This is a genomic window from Burkholderia sp. 572 (assembly GCF_040545135.1).
Lineage (GTDB): Bacteria > Pseudomonadota > Gammaproteobacteria > Burkholderiales > Burkholderiaceae > Burkholderia > Burkholderia cepacia.
In genome coordinates this window covers 16,113-31,669 of the sequence record NZ_JBEPLH010000009.1, presented here as the reverse complement: position 1 = coordinate 31,669, position 15,557 = coordinate 16,113, and the positions used below count along the sequence as shown (strand labels likewise).

The window sequence follows — 15,557 nt, the reverse complement described above, 5'->3', positions numbered from 1 at the left end:
TACGATGGATTTCTCCCGATTCTTCATCGACCGGCCGATCTTCGCGGTCGTGCTGTCGATCGTCATCTTCGCGATCGGCCTGATCTCGATTCCGATGCTGCCCGCCGGTGAATACCCGGAAGTCGTGCCGCCGAGCGTCGTCGTGCGTGCGACGTACCCGGGCGCGAACCCGAAGGAAATCGCCGAATCGGTCGCCGAACCGCTGGAAGAGGCGATCAACGGCGTCGAAGGCATCATGTACATGAAGTCGGTTGCCGGGTCGGACGGCAGCCTGCAGGTCGTCGTCACGTTCCTGCAGGGCGTCGATCCCGACACGGCCGCCGTGCGCGTGCAGAACCGCGTGAGCCAGGCGCTGTCGCGCCTGCCCGACGAGGTGCGCCAGTACGGCGTGACCACGCAGAAGCAGTCGCCGACGCCGTTGATGTACGTGAGCCTCTATTCGCCGGACAACAGCCGCGATTCGCTGTACCTGCGCAACTACCTGACGCTGCACGTGAAGGACGAGCTGTCGCGGCTGACCGGTGTCGGCGACGTCGGCTTGTCCGGCTCCGGCGACTACGCGATGCGGCTGTGGCTCGACCCGAACCGGCTCGCGTCGCGCGGGCTGACCGCGAGCGACGTGATTGCCGCCGTGCGCGAGCAGAACGTGCAGGTGTCGGCGGGTCAGCTCGGCGCGGAGCCGACGCCGAAGAAAAACGACTTCCTCCTGTCGATCAACGTGCGCGGCCGGCTGCGCACGGCGCAGGAGTTCGGCGACATCGTGCTGCGCAACGGCGACGACGGCCAGGTCGTGAAGCTGTCCGACGTCGCGCGCGTCGAGCTCGGCGCGGGCGACTACACGCTGCGCTCGTACTTCAACGACAAACAATCGGCCGTGGTCGGCATCTTCCTGTCGCCGGGGGCGAACGCGCTCGAAGTCGCGAAGGCCGTGTATGCGAAGTTCGACGAACTGTCGAAGCGCTTCCCGCCCGGCGTCGCGTACCGTCCCGTGTGGGATCCGACGGTATTCGTGCGCGATTCGATCCGCGCGGTGCAGCACACGCTGATCGAGGCCGTCGTGCTGGTCGTGCTCGTCGTGATCCTGTTCCTGCAGACATGGCGCGCGTCGATCATTCCGCTCGTCGCGGTGCCCGTCTCGGTGGTCGGCACGTTCGCGTGGCTCTATCTGCTCGGTTATTCGATCAACACGCTGACGCTGTTCGGGCTCGTGCTCGCGATCGGGATCGTGGTCGACGATGCGATCGTGGTCGTCGAGAACGTCGAGCGCAACATCGCGCAGGGCTTGAGCCCGCGCGACGCCGCGCACCAGGCGATGCGCGAGGTGTCGGGGCCGATCGTCGCGATCGCGCTCGTGCTGTGCGCGGTGTTCGTGCCGATGGCGTTCATGTCGGGCGTCACGGGGCAGTTCTACCGGCAGTTCGCGGTGACGATCGCGATCTCGACGGTGATCTCCGCGATCAACTCGCTGACGCTGTCGCCCGCGCTCGCCGCGAAGCTGCTGCGTCCGCACGGCGCGCCGAAGGATGCGCTCACGCGCGGGCTCGACCGCGCGTTCGGCTGGCTGTTCCGTCCGTTCAACCGCTTCTTCGACCGCAGCTCGGATCGCTATCACGGCGTCGTCTCGCGCACGCTGAAGCGGCGCGGGGTGGTGTTCGCGGTCTATGCTGCGTTGCTCGGGGCGACCGCGCTGCTGCTCAACGCGGTGCCGGGCGGCTTCATCCCGGTGCAGGACAAGCTGTACCTGTTCGCGGGCGCGAAGCTGCCGGAAGGCGCGTCGCTGGCGCGGACCAGCGAGGTGACCGAGCAGATGACGAAGATCGCGCTCGGCACCGACGGTGTCGAGATGGTGCCGGCGTTTGCCGGGCTGAACGCGCTGCAGGGCGTGAATACGCCGAACATCACGAACTCGTACGTGATCCTGAAGCCGTTCGACCAGCGCCACCGCAGCGCCGCGCAGATCAACGCGGACCTGAACGCGCGCTTCGCGGCCATCGGCGGCGGCATCACCTATGCGCTGATGCCGCCGCCGATCCAGGGCCTCGGCAACGGCTCGGGGTATTCGCTGTACCTGGAGGATCGCGGCGGGCTCGGCTACGGCGCTTTGCAGAACGCGCTCACCGCGTTCCAGGCCGCGGTCGCGAAGACGCCGGGGATGAGCTACCCGGTCAGCTCGTACCAGGCGAACATCCCGCAGCTCGAGGTGAAGGTCGACCGGCTGAAGGCGAAGGCGCAGGGCGTCGCGCTGACCGACCTGTTCAGCACGCTGCAGGTCTATCTCGGCTCGATGTACGTGAACGACTTCAACCTGTTCGGCCGCGTGTACCGCGTGATGGCGCAGGCAGATGCCGGCCACCGGCAGACGGCCGCCGACATCGCGAACCTGCGCACGCGCAACGCGAAGGGCGAGATGGTGCCGATCGGCTCGATGGTGACGGTGGCGCCCGCGTACGGGCCCGACCCGGTCGTCCGCTACAACGGCTATCCGGCCGCCAACCTGATCGGCGACGCCGATCCGAAGGTGATGTCGTCGTCGCAGGCGATCGAGAAGCTGCAGCAGATCGCGAAGGACGTGCTGCCGCCGGGGATCGTGCTCGAGTGGACCGACCTCAGCTACCAGCAGGTCACGCAGAGCAACGCGGCGATCGTCGTGTTCCCGCTCGCGGTGATGCTCGTGTTCCTCGTGCTCGCGTCGCTGTACGAGAGCTGGACGCTGCCGCTCGCGGTGATCCTGATCGTGCCCGTGTGCATCTGTGCGGCGCTGTTCGGTGTGTGGCTGTCGGGAGGCGACAACAACGTGTTCGTGCAGGTCGGTCTCGTCGTGCTGATGGGGCTGGCGTGCAAGAACGCGATCCTGATCGTCGAGTTCGCGCGCGAGCTGGAAATCCAGGGCAAGGGCGTGATCGAATCCGCGCTGGAAGCGTGCAAGCTGCGGCTGCGTCCGATCGTGATGACGTCGGTCGCGTTCATCGCGGGTTCGGTGCCGCTTCTGATCGGCAGCGGCGCGGGCAGCGAAGTGCGGGCCGCCACCGGCATCACCGTGTTCGCCGGGATGCTCGGCGTCACGCTGTTCGGGCTGTTCCTGACGCCCGTGTTCTATGTGGCGATCCGCAAGCTCGCGGGCGGCACGCCGGCCGTGTGGAGCGAACACCACGGCACCCTCGAAGGAGAAAACCGATGAGCGCCGCTTTCCGTTTTTCCGCGCTCGCGATGTCGGTGACGCTCGCCGCATGCGCGGTCGGCCCCGATTTCAGGCGGCCCGATACGGCCACCGCCGAGCGGTTTGCCCGCGACGCGCATCCGGCGGCGCAGCGCGACGCGTTGCCGTCCGGCAAGACGCCGGATACGCCGCCCGACGCGTCGGCCGATGCCGCATTCTGGCGCGGTTTCGGCGATCCGCAGCTGACGCAGCTGATCGACACGGCGCTCGCGGCGAACCAGGATCTTCAGGTCGCCGTGTCGCGCTACGACGCAGCGAATGCGCTGCTGTCGCAGGCCACGTTCGACCGCTACCCGACGATCACCGCGAACGGGAAGATCGGCCATCAGCTGATGAGCAAGGACCAGGCGTTCGGGGCGCCGCGCAGCCAGCGCGATACGCCGACGTCCAGCGTCGGGATCAATGCGGCGTGGGAACTCGACCTGTTCGGCCGCGTGCGTCGTTCGATCGAGTCGCAGCGCGCGGAGACGGCTGCCAGCGCGGCGGACGTGCGCGCGGTGCGCGTCGCGATCGCCGGCGAGGTGGCGAGCACGTACGTCGACTTGCGCGGCTCGCAGGAGCGGCTGCGGATCGCACGCGAGAACGCCGACAACCAGAAGCAGACGCTCGCGCTGATCAATGCGCGCGTCGGCGCGGGGCGCGGCTCCGAACTCGATGCGGCGCGGGCGCGCGCGCAGTACGAATCGACGACGTCGCGGATCGCCGTGTACGAAGCGGCGATCGGCGTCGACGAGCACCGGCTCGCGGTGCTGACCGGGCAGACGCCGGATGCGTTGATCGGCCGCTTCGATCTCCCGAAGGCCGCCGCGTCGGCGGGCACGCCCGTGCCGCTGCCAGTGCTGGCCGCCCGCATCGATCCCGGCACGCCGGGCGACCTGCTGCGGCGCCGGCCCGACGTCGCGGCCGCCGAGGCGCGGCTGCACGCGGCGACTGCACGCGTCGGCGTCGCGACGGCCGACCTGTTTCCGCGCTTCACGCTGTCGGGCCTGCTCGGCAGCGCGACGAGCAGCTACGGGTTCTTCCGTGCGGGCAGCGATACGAACCTGATCGCGCTCGGCATCGACTGGTCGTTCCTCGACGTCGGCCGCGTGCGCGCACGGATCGCCGCGAGCGATGCGGAAGCGGCCGGGCAGCTCGCGCAATACCGGCAGACCGTGCTCGGGGCGCTGGAGGAAACGGAGAACGCGCTGCTGCGTGCGGCACGCACGCGTGACGAGACGGACCATCTCGTACGGGCCGCGACCGACAGCGCGCGTGCCGCGCAACTGGCGCAGACGCGTTTTTCGGCGGGCGCGATCGACTACTACGAAGTGCTCGACGCGCAACGCACGCTGCTGCAGGCGCAGGATGCGGCGGCCGACGGGCGGATGCGCAGTGCGGCGTCGACGGTCGCGCTGTACAAGGCGCTTGCGGGCGGCTGGCCGTCGGGAACGGGGCAGGGGCCGCAAGGCCCGCTCGCGCAGTCGGGGCAGTAGCGCGGGCAAGGCGGCGCGGCAGGCCGGCGCAATCGTGCCTGCCGCGCGCCGCGTGACTACACGCTGGCCGGATCGATCTTGTCGACGTCGATGCCGTAGCGCCGGATGGCTTCGCCGACGCGCGCACGCGGGATCGCGCCGTCGTCGGCGAGCGCCTTCAGCGCCGCGACCACGATGAAGTGCCGGTCGACCTCGAAGAACGTGCGCAGCGCGTCGCGCGTATCCGAGCGGCCGAAGCCGTCGGTGCCGAGCGACACGAAGCGCCGGCCGTCGACGAATGCACGGATCTGGTCACCGACGATCTTCATGTAATCGGTCGCGACGACCACCGGCCCCGTGCGGCCGTCGAGGCATTGCTGCACGTACGGCACGCGCGGCGCCTCATCGGGATGCAGCAGGTTCCAGCGTTCGGCGGCCAGCCCGTCGCGGCGCAGCTCGTTCAGGCTCGTCGCGCTCCACACGTCGCTCGACACGCCGAAGTCCTGCGCGAGCAGGTCGCTCGCGGCGATCACTTCACGCAGGATCGCGCCGCTGCCCATCAACTGCACGTGCGGCGCGTCGGCCGCGCGCGACGCGCCTTCGCGCAGCAGGTAGAGGCCCTTGAGAATGCCGGCCTCCGCGCCGTCGGGCAGCGCCGGATGCGGGTAGTTTTCGTTGAGCAGCGTGATGTAGTAGTAGACGTCCTCCTGTTCCGCGAACATCCGCCGAAGGCCGTCGCGCACGATCACCGCGAGTTCGTACGCGTAGGTCGGGTCGTACGACACGCAGTTCGGAATCACCGACGACAGCACGTGGCTGTGCCCGTCGTCGTGCTGCAGCCCTTCGCCCATCAGCGTCGTGCGGCCCGACGTCGCGCCGAGCAGGAAGCCGCGCGTACGCGCGTCGCCGGCCGCCCACGCGAGATCGCCGACCCGCTGCAGCCCGAACATCGAATAGAAGATGTAGAACGGGATCGCCGGCAGGCCGTGGTTGCTGTAGGCGGTACCGGCCGCGATCCACGACGCGATCGCGCCCGATTCGTTGATCCCTTCCTGCAGGATCTGCCCGTCCTTCGCTTCCCGGTAGTAGCTGAGCTGGCCTGCGTCCTGCGGCGTGTAGAGCTGGCCGAGATGCGAGTGGATGCCGATCTGGCGGAACAGCCCCTCCATCCCGAACGTGCGGGATTCGTCCGGCACGATCGGGACGACCAGCTTGCCGAGTGCCGGATCCTTCAGCAGCGTGCCGAGGATGCGCACGAACGCCATCGTCGTGGACAGCGCGCGTTCGCCGCTGTCCCTGAGCTGCGCGTCGAAGGCGGCGAGCGGCGGCACCGGCAGCGGCGCCACGTCGCTGAAGCGGGCGGGCACGTGGCCGCCGAGCGCGGCGCGGCGTTCCGCGAAGTAGCGTGCCTCGGCGCTGCCGGGTTCGGGTTTCAGGTAAGGCAGGTCGTCGAGTTGCGCGTCGCTGACCGGCAGCGCGAAGCGGTCGCGGAACGCGCGTACGGCATCCGCGCTCATCTTCTTCAACTGGTGGTTCACGTTCTGGCCTTCGCCGGCTTCGCCCATCCCGAAGCCCTTGACCGTCTTTGCGAGCACGACGGTCGGCCGCCCGTCCGCGTGCATTGCCTGCGTATAGGCCGCATGCACCTTTTCCGGATCGTGGCCGCCGCGCGCGAGTTTCCAGATGTCGTCGTCGGACAGGTCGGCGACGAGTTCGAGCAGTTCGGGATACTTGCCGAAGAAATGCTCGCGCACGTACGCGCCGCTCTGCGACTTGAAGGTCTGATAGTCGCCGTCGACGCATTCCATCATGCGCTGACGCAGCAGGCCCGTTGTGTCGCGCTCGAGCAGGCGATCCCAGCCGCCGCCCCAGATCACCTTCACGACGTTCCAGCCCGCCGCGCGGAACGTGCCTTCGAGTTCCTGGATGACCTTGCCGTTGCCGCGTACCGGGCCGTCGAGACGCTGCAGGTTGCAATTGACGACGAAGATCAGGTTGTCGAGCCGTTCGCGCCCGGCGAGCGAGATCGCGGCGAGCGATTCGGGCTGGTCCATTTCGCCGTCGCCGAGAAATGCCCAGACCTTGCGGCCCTGATGCGCTTTCAGCCCGCGATATTCGAGGTAGCGCATGAAGCGCGCCTGATACGCGGCCGTGAGCGGCCCGAGCCCCATCGACACGGTGGGGAATTGCCAGAAATCCGGCATCAGCCGCGGATGCGGATACGACGACAGCCCGTCGCGTCCCGCTTCGCGGCCGGTCTCGCGGCGGAAGTTGTCGAGTTGCGCGTCCGTGACGCGGCCTTCCAGGTACGCGCGGCCATAGATGCCGGGCGCCGAATGGCCCTGGATGTAGACCATGTCGCCGTCGAAAGTATCGGTGCGGCCGCGGAAGAAGTGATCGAAACCGACGTCGTACAGCACCGCGGCCGACTGGTAGGTCGCGATGTGCCCGCCGACGTTCGAATGCCGGCCGGCGCGCAGCACCATCACCATCGCGTTCCAGCGGATCATCGCGTTCAGGCGCCGTTCGAGCGCGAGATCGCCCGGATAGGCCGGCTGCCGTTCGCGCGGCACCGTGTTCACGTACGCGGTCGTCACGCGGCCGTGCAGGTCGCCGTGGCGTGCCGCGTCGAGGTCGGAAAGCCGGTCGATCAGGTAATGCGCGCGCGGGCGGCCCTCGAGCGCGATCACGGATTCGAGCGCATCGAGCCATTCGCGGGTTTCCTGCGGGTCGATGTCGGGTAGCGCGAGAGGTGCGGTCATGCAATGTCTCCAGAAGCATAAGGCTGCGCGGGGCGGCGGTCGTGGCGCCGCATCGCGCGACGGGACGCCCGTCGATCGGCGGGCAGGTAATTGCAATTGCAATCGTATGGGGCAATTGTTATCGAGGTAAAATTTAATTGCAACTGCAATTCAATGAGAGGAACGACCTGACATGAGCGCACCCGAACCCGATCTGTGGTTCTCGTTCGTCCGCGCGCACCGGACGATGATTCGCGAAATCGAGCGCCGCCTCGCGGCTGCCGGCCTGCCGGCGTATGCGTGGTACGACGCGTTGTGGGGGCTCGAGAGCGGGCCCGACGGCACGCGCCGGATGCACGAGCTGGCCGACGTGCTCGCGATCGAGCGTTACAACCTCACGCGGCTGGTCGACCGGCTCGAGCAGGAAGGGCTCGTCACGCGCGCCCGTTCGGCGGACGACGGCCGCGCCGCGTACGCGAGCATCACCGACAAGGGGCGCACGCTGCGCAAGAAGATGTGGAAGGTGTACCAGTCGACGGTCGCGGAACTCTTCCTCGATCAGTTCGGCGGCAAGGAGCAGGCGGCGATGGCCGCCGCGCTCGACCGTGCAACCGCCGCGGCGCGCGAGGCGGCGGCCGACGCGAAGTAGCGGCGGCCCGCCGGCGCGTCAGCCGCTCGCGTGGCGGCGCATTGCCTGCGCGGCCCAGTCGGCAGGCACGCGGCCGTCGTCGGCCAGCAGGCGAAGCGCGACCGCGGCGATCCAGCGCCCATTCGGCGCGCGTGCACCGGCGTCCGAGCCCGCCGAGTCCGCACCGAGCGCCGCGAAGCGGGCCGGGACGAACACGCCGATCTGCGCGGCGACGTGCCGCGCATAGCCCGTCACGGCGAGCACCGGCGTGCGGCTGTCGCCGATGCATCGGCGCACATGCGCGACCTGCGGCTCGTCGTGCGGGTGCAGCAGGTTCCACCGCTCGGCCGCGTGACCGTCGCGGGCGAGCTGCGTGTAGCTCGGGCAGCTCCAGATCGTCGAATCGACGCGCCATTCGTCGCGCAGCAGATCGGCCGCCTCCTGCACCTGTGCAAGCGTGCTGCCCGCGCCGCACAGCCGGATCCGGGCGGCCGCGCCGGCCGCCGCCCGCCGGCCGGCCCGCACCATGCCGCTGAACGCATCGCGAGCCGCGGTGGCCGACAGCGGTTTCGCGTCGGGCACGGGGTCGTCGTGGCTCGCGAGGTAGCAGAACCCCGGCTGGCCGGCGACATAAAGCGCCCGCAGCGCGTGGCGCAGGATAGCGATCGCCTCATGCCCCGAGGCCGGATCGTATGGCGTGCACGCGGGGTTCGCGGCCAGCCAGTGCGGGACGTCGGGCGTCACGCCTTTCGGCCAGGACGACGCGAGCGTTTCGGCATCGTTCACGAAGATCCCGCGGTCGACGGTTTCGATCGACGCCAGCCGCAGCCGGTCGGTCGCGCGGGCATGCAGCAGGTACAGCAGCGGCCGCTCGAACCGCTTGCGCGCATCGAGAAACCGCAGCGGCCAGGCGCTGATGCGGCGATGCGCCCCCGCGTCTGCCAACAGCGCACGCGTGTCGGCTCGCACGATCCAGACGTGTTCCGATGTCGCCGCATCGCGTTCGAGGCAATCGGCGGCCGCGCGCATCGCGCCGAGCGGCGACACCGCACGGCCACGCGGCGCGAGCCGCTGCGTCAGCAGCTTTTCGAGGCAGGCCACCGCGGCGCGGCGGGTGTCGGGCGTCCGCACGGGCGGACCGGATCGCGCAGTCTGCATGTCCCTCCTTTTGGTATTGGCATGTCGCCGGGGCGTCGGTTCCGGCATAGGATTGCAATTGCAACGATTGTAGTTGCAACGACAACCGTAAGACAAGGACCGACATGACTTCGACGCATTCCCTCACGTTCTATACGGCCGACACGCCGAACGGGCACAAGATCGCGATCTACCTGGAGGAGGCCGGGCTCGCGCACGAGCGCGTGCACGTGAACCTGTCCGCCGGGGAGCAGCGCAGCCCGGCGTATCTCGCGATCAACCCGAACGGCAAGATCCCGGCCATCGTCGACCACGACACCGGGCTGACCGTGTTCGAATCCGGTGCGATCCTCGGCTATCTCGCCGCGAAGACGCGCTTTCTGCATCCGGAAACGCTGGCCGAGCGCACGGCGGTGCAGCAATGGCTGCACTTCCAGATCGGCGGGATCGGGCCGATGCTCGGCCAGCTCTGGTGGTTCCTGCATGCATCGAAGACGGTCAATGCGGAAGCCCTCGAGCGCTACCGGAACGAAGCGCGGCGTCTCTATGGCGTCGTGAACGGCCGATTGGCGGAATCGGCATATCTCGCTTCGTCGCGGTACTCGATCGCCGACATCGCCGCGTTCCCGTGGCTGCGCACGGCGGCCGAGCTCGATCTCGACCTCGCCGGCTACCCGCACGTCGAGCGCTGGCTCGCCGGTATCGAGGCGCGGCAAGCCGTTCAGCGGGGCCTGATCGCATGCCGCGCACCGGCGGCAGCGCGCGCGAACTGACGTCGCATCGCCCGCGCCGTACGGATGGCGCGGGCGCCGGCCGCCGGTCTGCCGGGAAACATTGTTCTCCTTCGTCGTAAACGTCTCGAATGCGTGATATTTGCGCCGCGCGATCCGGTTTAGAGTGGCCGCGAATCGATGACGATGTGTCGTATCGCCGCAGTCCCGGGCCGTACAGATGCACGAGAGGAGTTGGAGACAAATGAGTGAAGGCAGGATTACGCAGGTCGAATCGTTCGGTTTCGAGCGCATTCCCGATGCATCGCGCTATGCACGGCCGATCGATCTGTTCAGGTTGCTGTTCGGCGGTTGCAATACGTTTTCCACATCGGTGCTCGGCAGCTTTCCCGTGCTGGTCGGGCTGTCGTTCAAGGCGGGTGTCTGTGCGATCGTGCTCGGCGTGCTCGCCGGCACCTGCATCCTCGCGCCGATGAGCCTGTTCGGCCCGCGCAACGGCACGAGCGACCCGGTGTCGTCCGGCGCGCATTTCGGCATCCACGGCCGGATCGTCGGCTCGTTCCTCGCGCTGCTCACGTCGATCGCGTTCTTCTCGCTCGCGGTGTGGAGCTCGGGCGACGCGCTCGTCGGCGGCGCGCACAACATGGTCGGCGTGCCGGTCAACGGCTTCACGCTCGGTGCGGCGTACATGGTGTTCGCGGTGCTCGTGCTGATCGTCTGCATCTACGGCTTCCGCTTCATGCTGTGGGTCAACAAGATCGCCGTGTGGGCCGCGAGCGTGCTGTTCGTCGCGGGCCTGTTCGCGTTCGCCGGCCTGTTCGACATGAACTACGCGGGCACGGTGCAGCAGGGCAGCGCGGGCTTCTGGGCCGCGTTCGTCGGCGCGGTGCTGGTTGCGCTGAGCAACCCGGTGTCGTTCGCGTCGACGCTCGGCGACTGGGCCCGCTACATCCCGCAGCACACACCGAAGCATCGCGTGATGGGCGCCGTGTTCGCCGCGCAGATCGCGACCTTCGTGCCGTTCTTCTTCGGCCTCGCGACCGCGACGATCATCGCAGCGAAGGCGCCCGCATTCATTGCGTCGAACGACTACGTCGGCGGCCTGCTCGCGATCTCGCCGCGCTGGTTCCTGCTGCCGATGTGCCTGATCGCGATCATCGGCGGGATGTCGACCGGCACGACCGCGCTGTACGGTACCGGCCTGGACGTGTCGAGCATGTTCCCGCGCCTCCTGAATCGCGTGCGTGCGACGCTGCTGATCGGCACGATCGCGATCGCGTTCATCTTCGTCGGCCGCTTCTGGTTCAACCTCGTCGAAAGCGTCGCGACGTTCTCGACGCTGATCGATACCTTCAGTTGCCCGTGGATGGCGATCATGGTGATCGGCTACGTGACGCGGCGCGGCCACTATCTCGCCGACGACCTGCAGGTGTTCAACCGCGGGCTGCGCGGCGGCCATTACTGGTTCACGCACGGCTGGAACGTGCGCGCGATGGGCGCGTGGCTGCCGGCCGCGTTCGTCGGGCTGTCGTTCGTGAACCTGCCGGGCCAGTTCGTCGGGCCGCTCGGCAACCTCGCGGGCGGGCTCGACCTGAGCGTGCCGGTGTCGCTGGTGATGGGCGGGATGATGTATTTCGCTCTGCTGACGCTGTACCCGGAACCGGACGGCGTGTACGGCCCGCACGGGCGCCGCTTCGTGCGCGGCGGCACGCAGGCGGCGCGCGGCAACGGTGCGCCGGCGATCCAGCCGAAGGGATATTGAGCGGCGCGTGGTGCAGCGCTGCGCAGATGACGATGCCGCCGCGCGGGAGAGCCGCCGGCGGCATCGTCGTTTCGGGGCGTGTGATCGCGAGAGGAAGAGGCCGCAACTTCCACGTGCCGCCGCCGCAAACGAAAACGCCTGCCCGGCTGGCAGGCGCGCGCCGGCATCGATGCGTGTCAGTGGAACGTGCTGCCCGCGAGCATCCCGCCGTCGACGATGAATTCCGATCCCGTGCAGTACGCGGATTCGTCGGACGCGAGGAACAGCACGAGGCTGGCGACTTCCTCGGGCTTGCCGATGCGCGCGATCGGCAGGCCGCTGTAGATCGACGACGGATCGAAATCCGCGAACTCGGGCGGGCGCGCCATCACGGTATCGATGCCTCCCGGGTGCACCGAGTTCACGCGAATGCCGTAGCGGCCGAATTCGAGCGCGGCGGCCTTCGTCATTCCGCGTACCGCGAACTTGCTGGACACGTACGCGCTGCCGCCCGCGACGCCCTCCATCCCGGCCGTCGACGACACGTTGACGATCGAGCCGCCACCGGCTTCCTTCAGCGCGGCCACGGCCGATTTCATGCCGAGCCAGCAGCCGACCTGGTTCACGTCGATCACCTTGCGATAGTCGTCGAGCGAACACGCTTCGATCGGCACGAGCTTCAGGATGGCCGCGTTGTTCACGAGGATGTCGAGCCGGCCGAAATGCGCGAGCGTTGCATCGACGGCAGCCTGCCAGCCGGCCTCGCTCGTCACGTCGAGATGCTGGAATCGGGCGGCGTCGCCGAGTTCGGCCGCGACGCGCCGGCCGGCGTCGTCCAGCACGTCGGCGATCACCACGCGTGCGCCTTCGGCGACGAACCGGCGCGCTTCCGCTTCGCCCTGGCCGCGGGCGGCACCCGTGATCAGCGCCACCTTGCCTTCGAGTCGTTTCATGCTGCTTGCTCCTGTTGAGTGTAGGGGGCGCGCGGGGCCGCTCATGCGGAGGTGGCCGTCGCGTCGATGATGCGAACCGGATCGGTGCCGTCCCGGGTGTGTGATTCGGCGATCCGGCGCGCGATCATGTCGCGCATGCCGGCGCCCTCGATGAATTCGACGCGCACGCCGGGGTCGTCGGGGTCGTCGAGATACGCGACGCGCGTGGCCGGGTTGCCCGCTTCGAACACGACGCGCAAGCCGCGTGCGGTGAACCGTGCGATCGCCGCATCGAGATCGTCGACGACCCACGCGACGTGATGCAGCCCGACGAGCGGTTGCCCGTGCACATCGCGGTACGGCGACGACGTGTCGTTCGTCACGTGAATCAGTTCGATCTGCAGATTGCCGCGATACGCGAGTCCGACGTCCATCGTGACCGTCACCGGCTCGCCGAGATGATGGCCGTCGAGGCGTACGTTGCGGAATACGGTCCACGGGGCGATGTCGTGGCGTTCGCGCCAGCGCGCGATGCTGCGGTCGAGATCGGCGACCACGTAGCCGATCTGGTCGACGGGGCCGAGGACTGGGTCGTTCATGGCGTCTCCGTGGCGGACGCCCGTGAGCGTGCCGCGCATTGAATGGCGGTCATGATCGCAACAAAGCGCGCGCGGCGTGCCATCCAAACGGATGAGTGGGCGCGCTTCGTCCCGGCGTGACGGGTGGGCGCGGGTCGTCGCGACGATGCCGGTGCGTCGAGCGCCAGGTAGCGGCCGCTGCCCGCCGCTTCGCGCCAACGCTGGCGGCCCATCGGCGCGGGCGGCAGGCAGGGTGCCGGTTCCGCCGATGGTCATCATCGCGGGCGGCGGCCTACCGCGGCCGCCGTCCGGTCGTTACGCTTGGGCGATCATCCACTCTGTCCGGAAGGTCGCCATGTCCCGGCTCGATTACAAGTTGCTCGGCCCCTGTCTGCTCGCGATCGCGCTCGACGCGATGGGATTCGGGCTCGTCTATCCGATGATGTCCGCGATCTTCAGCGATCCGCACGCGGGCATCCTGCCGGCCGACGCCGGCGCGCACGCGCGCAATTTCTACCTCGGTCTCGGCTACGGGATCTATCCGTTGTGCATGTTCTTCGGCTCGTCGCTGATGGGCGAACTGTCCGATCGCTACGGCCGCCGCAAGATCCTGCTGCTGTGCGTGACCGGCCTTGCGGCCGGCTACGCGATGATGGCGGCCGGTGCGTGGCATGCGAGCGTCGCGCTGCTGTTGATCGGGCGCGGGCTCACCGGGCTGATGGCCGGCTGCCAGGGCATCGCGCAGGCGGCGATCACCGACCTGAGCACGCCGGAAAACAAGGCGTACAACATGAGCATCATGTCGCTCGCGTTCAGCGCGGGCGTGATCGTCGGCCCGGTGCTCGGCGGCGTCACGTCCGACCGCACGATTTCGCCGCTGTTCGACTACGGCACGCCGTTCGTGCTCGTTGCCGGATTGTCGCTGATCGGCGCGTTCTGGACCTGGGCGTCGTATCGCGACTCGGCCGTGCCGCGCGGCGACACGCGCATCGATCCGCTGCTGCCGCTGCGCATCATCGGAGAGGCCGCGCGCCAGCGCAACGTCGCGTTCCTGTCGGTGGTGTTCTTCCTGATGCAGGTCGGCTACGGGCTCTACCTGCAGACCATCATGCTGCTGCTGCAGGCGAAGTTCGGCTACACGAGCGCGCGGCTCGGGCTGTTCAGCGGCGTGATCGGCCTTTGTTTCGTGTTCGGCCTGCTGTTCGTCGTGCGGCTGATGCTGCGCGTATGGCGCGTGGTCGACATCGCGAAGACGGGCCTCCTCGTCGCGGGCGTCGGCCAGGTCCTGTCCGCGCTGTTTCCGCACGAGCCGGTGCTGTGGGCGCTCGCGATGGTCGTCGGCTGCTTCGACATGGTCGCTTATACGACGATGTACACGGCGTTCTCCGACGCGGTCAGCGAGGACCGGCAAGGCTGGGCACTCGGCGTCGCGGGCTCGGTGATGGCCGTCGCGTGGGTCGTCACGGGGGCGCTCACGAACCTGCTGCCGGTGTTCGGCGAGATCGGCCTGCTGCTGATCGGCGGGGCGGGCTTCCTGCTCAGCTTCGCGATGATGGTCGCGTACGGCCGCTCGCAGCCGGGTGCGCGAACGGCCGCGCTGTCGTAGGCGGCATGCACGTTGGCCCGATCCTGTCGGACGTTGTCCCGCGCGCGGCTGTCGCGCCCGGCCGCGCGGCCCGACACTGGCGCCTCGCGGCCGGGGAACGCCCGGGCCGCGTCCGGCGGCGCCGGCTGGCCCGGCGCGCCGTTCCTTCGATACGCCAACCGAGAGAGCGACCTATGCAACATCCGACCATCCGTACCCTGGCGGGCGCGACCGCGCCGACATCGATCGCCGCCGCCCGCACCGCGCTGCTGGTGATCGATTTCCAGAACGAATACTTCAGCGGCCGGCTGCCGATTCCCGAGGGACCGCGCGCGCTGGGCAATGCGCAGCGCGTGATCGCGTTCGCCGATCGCGCGGGCATTCCGGTGTTTCACGTCCAGCACGTCGATTCGCCCGACAGCCCGATCTTCGCGGACGGCAGCGACGGCTTCCGCTTTCATGCGAGCCTGCAGCCGGCGCCGCATCACGCGGTCGTGAAGAAAACCTCGGTGAGCGTGTTCCCGACGACGGACATCGATGCACGCCTGAAGGCGGCCGGTATCGACACGCTGATCGTCACGGGCCTGATGACGCACGCCTGCGTGGCCGGCGCGGCACGCGATGCGGTGCCGCTCGGCTACGCGGTGATCGTCGTCGACGACGCCTGCGCGACGCGCGACCTCGACATCGCGGAGGGCGGCACGGTATCGCACCGCGACCTCCATCGCGCGACGCTGGCTGCGCTGTCGGACACGTTCGGCGACGTGCTGACGACCGAGCAGGTGCAGGCGCTCGGCGTCGCCTGACGGCCGC

At 68.7% G+C, this 15,557-nt stretch carries 11 protein-coding genes; 7 read left to right on the top strand and 4 right to left on the bottom strand.

Going from position 1 to position 15,557, the window contains the following annotated elements; translation table 11 throughout:
• Nucleotides 1-4 precede the first annotated feature (4 nt).
• On the top strand, nucleotides 5-3,178 hold the full coding sequence (locus tag ABIC51_RS18145) for an efflux RND transporter permease subunit (protein WP_060349807.1): 3,174 nt from the start codon (nucleotides 5-7) through the stop codon (nucleotides 3,176-3,178).
• Complete coding sequence (locus tag ABIC51_RS18140; protein WP_175897598.1) at nucleotides 3,175-4,692, top strand: efflux transporter outer membrane subunit; 1,518 nt, start codon at nucleotides 3,175-3,177, stop codon at nucleotides 4,690-4,692. Before ABIC51_RS18145 ends, ABIC51_RS18140 begins: the two co-directional genes overlap by 4 nt.
• A 56-nt stretch (nucleotides 4,693-4,748) precedes the next feature.
• Here ABIC51_RS18140 and aceE read toward each other — a convergent pair whose 3' ends face one another.
• Entirely contained in the window at nucleotides 4,749-7,433 is a 2,685-nt protein-coding gene (gene aceE / locus ABIC51_RS18135; protein ID WP_175897597.1) for a pyruvate dehydrogenase (acetyl-transferring), homodimeric type, read from the bottom strand.
• 172 nt (nucleotides 7,434-7,605) lie between these two features.
• Between aceE and ABIC51_RS18130 the strand changes: the two genes are divergently transcribed.
• The gene (locus tag ABIC51_RS18130; RefSeq protein ID WP_027789419.1) at nucleotides 7,606-8,061 is read left to right on the top strand and encodes a MarR family winged helix-turn-helix transcriptional regulator; all 456 of its coding nucleotides are present in this window, start codon (nucleotides 7,606-7,608) and stop codon (nucleotides 8,059-8,061) included.
• 18 nt (nucleotides 8,062-8,079) lie between these two features.
• On the opposite strand, the gene ABIC51_RS18125 is transcribed toward ABIC51_RS18130, so the two are convergent.
• Nucleotides 8,080-9,198: a transketolase-like TK C-terminal-containing protein gene (locus ABIC51_RS18125; protein WP_175897596.1), complete on the bottom strand. Its 1,119-nt coding sequence runs from the start codon at nucleotides 9,196-9,198 to the stop codon at nucleotides 8,080-8,082.
• A 104-nt stretch (nucleotides 9,199-9,302) separates the two neighbouring features.
• Here ABIC51_RS18125 and ABIC51_RS18120 point away from each other — a divergent pair, with 104 nt between their 5' ends.
• Together ABIC51_RS18120 and ABIC51_RS18115 are read left to right on the top strand one after the other, a co-directional pair.
• Nucleotides 9,303-9,950, top strand: a complete 648-nt coding sequence (locus tag ABIC51_RS18120) for a glutathione S-transferase family protein (RefSeq protein ID WP_175897595.1) — start codon at nucleotides 9,303-9,305, stop codon at nucleotides 9,948-9,950.
• Between the two features lie 202 nt (nucleotides 9,951-10,152).
• The gene (locus tag ABIC51_RS18115) at nucleotides 10,153-11,670 is read left to right on the top strand and encodes a purine-cytosine permease family protein (protein WP_226127979.1); all 1,518 of its coding nucleotides are present in this window, start codon (nucleotides 10,153-10,155) and stop codon (nucleotides 11,668-11,670) included.
• Nucleotides 11,671-11,846: 176 nt separating this feature from the next.
• Here the strand turns inward: ABIC51_RS18115 and ABIC51_RS18110 are convergent, their stop codons facing one another.
• Nucleotides 11,847-12,602, bottom strand: a complete 756-nt coding sequence (locus ABIC51_RS18110; protein ID WP_027789415.1) for a glucose 1-dehydrogenase — start codon at nucleotides 12,600-12,602, stop codon at nucleotides 11,847-11,849.
• A gap of 41 nt (nucleotides 12,603-12,643) precedes the next feature.
• Complete coding sequence (locus tag ABIC51_RS18105; RefSeq protein WP_175897594.1) at nucleotides 12,644-13,180, bottom strand: VOC family protein; 537 nt, start codon at nucleotides 13,178-13,180, stop codon at nucleotides 12,644-12,646.
• A 334-nt stretch (nucleotides 13,181-13,514) separates the two neighbouring features.
• Between ABIC51_RS18105 and ABIC51_RS18100 the strand changes: the two genes are divergently transcribed.
• Both ABIC51_RS18100 and ABIC51_RS18095 read left to right on the top strand, forming a co-directional pair.
• Nucleotides 13,515-14,765 (top strand): MFS transporter, encoded by a 1,251-nt coding sequence (locus ABIC51_RS18100; protein ID WP_175897593.1) that lies wholly within the window; start codon nucleotides 13,515-13,517, stop codon nucleotides 14,763-14,765.
• A gap of 173 nt (nucleotides 14,766-14,938) precedes the next feature.
• Nucleotides 14,939-15,550: a cysteine hydrolase family protein gene (locus tag ABIC51_RS18095; RefSeq protein ID WP_175897592.1), complete on the top strand. Its 612-nt coding sequence runs from the start codon at nucleotides 14,939-14,941 to the stop codon at nucleotides 15,548-15,550.
• The last annotated feature ends 7 nt before the right edge of the window (nucleotides 15,551-15,557 follow it).

Excerpts from the sequence above, each read along its gene's own strand:
- ABIC51_RS18145 (WP_060349807.1), top strand. The coding sequence starts at position 5 with ATGGATTTCTCCCGATTCTTCATCGACCGGCCGATCTTCGCGGTCGTG.
- ABIC51_RS18140 (WP_175897598.1), top strand. The coding sequence starts at position 3,175 with ATGAGCGCCGCTTTCCGTTTTTCCGCGCTCGCGATGTCGGTGACGCTC.
- aceE (WP_175897597.1), bottom strand. The coding sequence starts at position 7,433 with ATGACCGCACCTCTCGCGCTACCCGACATCGACCCGCAGGAAACCCGC.
- ABIC51_RS18130 (WP_027789419.1), top strand. The coding sequence starts at position 7,606 with ATGAGCGCACCCGAACCCGATCTGTGGTTCTCGTTCGTCCGCGCGCAC.
- ABIC51_RS18125 (WP_175897596.1), bottom strand. The coding sequence starts at position 9,198 with ATGCAGACTGCGCGATCCGGTCCGCCCGTGCGGACGCCCGACACCCGC.
- ABIC51_RS18120 (WP_175897595.1), top strand. The coding sequence starts at position 9,303 with ATGACTTCGACGCATTCCCTCACGTTCTATACGGCCGACACGCCGAAC.
- ABIC51_RS18115 (WP_226127979.1), top strand. The coding sequence starts at position 10,153 with ATGAGTGAAGGCAGGATTACGCAGGTCGAATCGTTCGGTTTCGAGCGC.
- ABIC51_RS18110 (WP_027789415.1), bottom strand. The coding sequence starts at position 12,602 with ATGAAACGACTCGAAGGCAAGGTGGCGCTGATCACGGGTGCCGCCCGC.
- ABIC51_RS18105 (WP_175897594.1), bottom strand. The coding sequence starts at position 13,180 with ATGAACGACCCAGTCCTCGGCCCCGTCGACCAGATCGGCTACGTGGTC.
- ABIC51_RS18100 (WP_175897593.1), top strand. The coding sequence starts at position 13,515 with ATGTCCCGGCTCGATTACAAGTTGCTCGGCCCCTGTCTGCTCGCGATC.
- ABIC51_RS18095 (WP_175897592.1), top strand. The coding sequence starts at position 14,939 with ATGCAACATCCGACCATCCGTACCCTGGCGGGCGCGACCGCGCCGACA.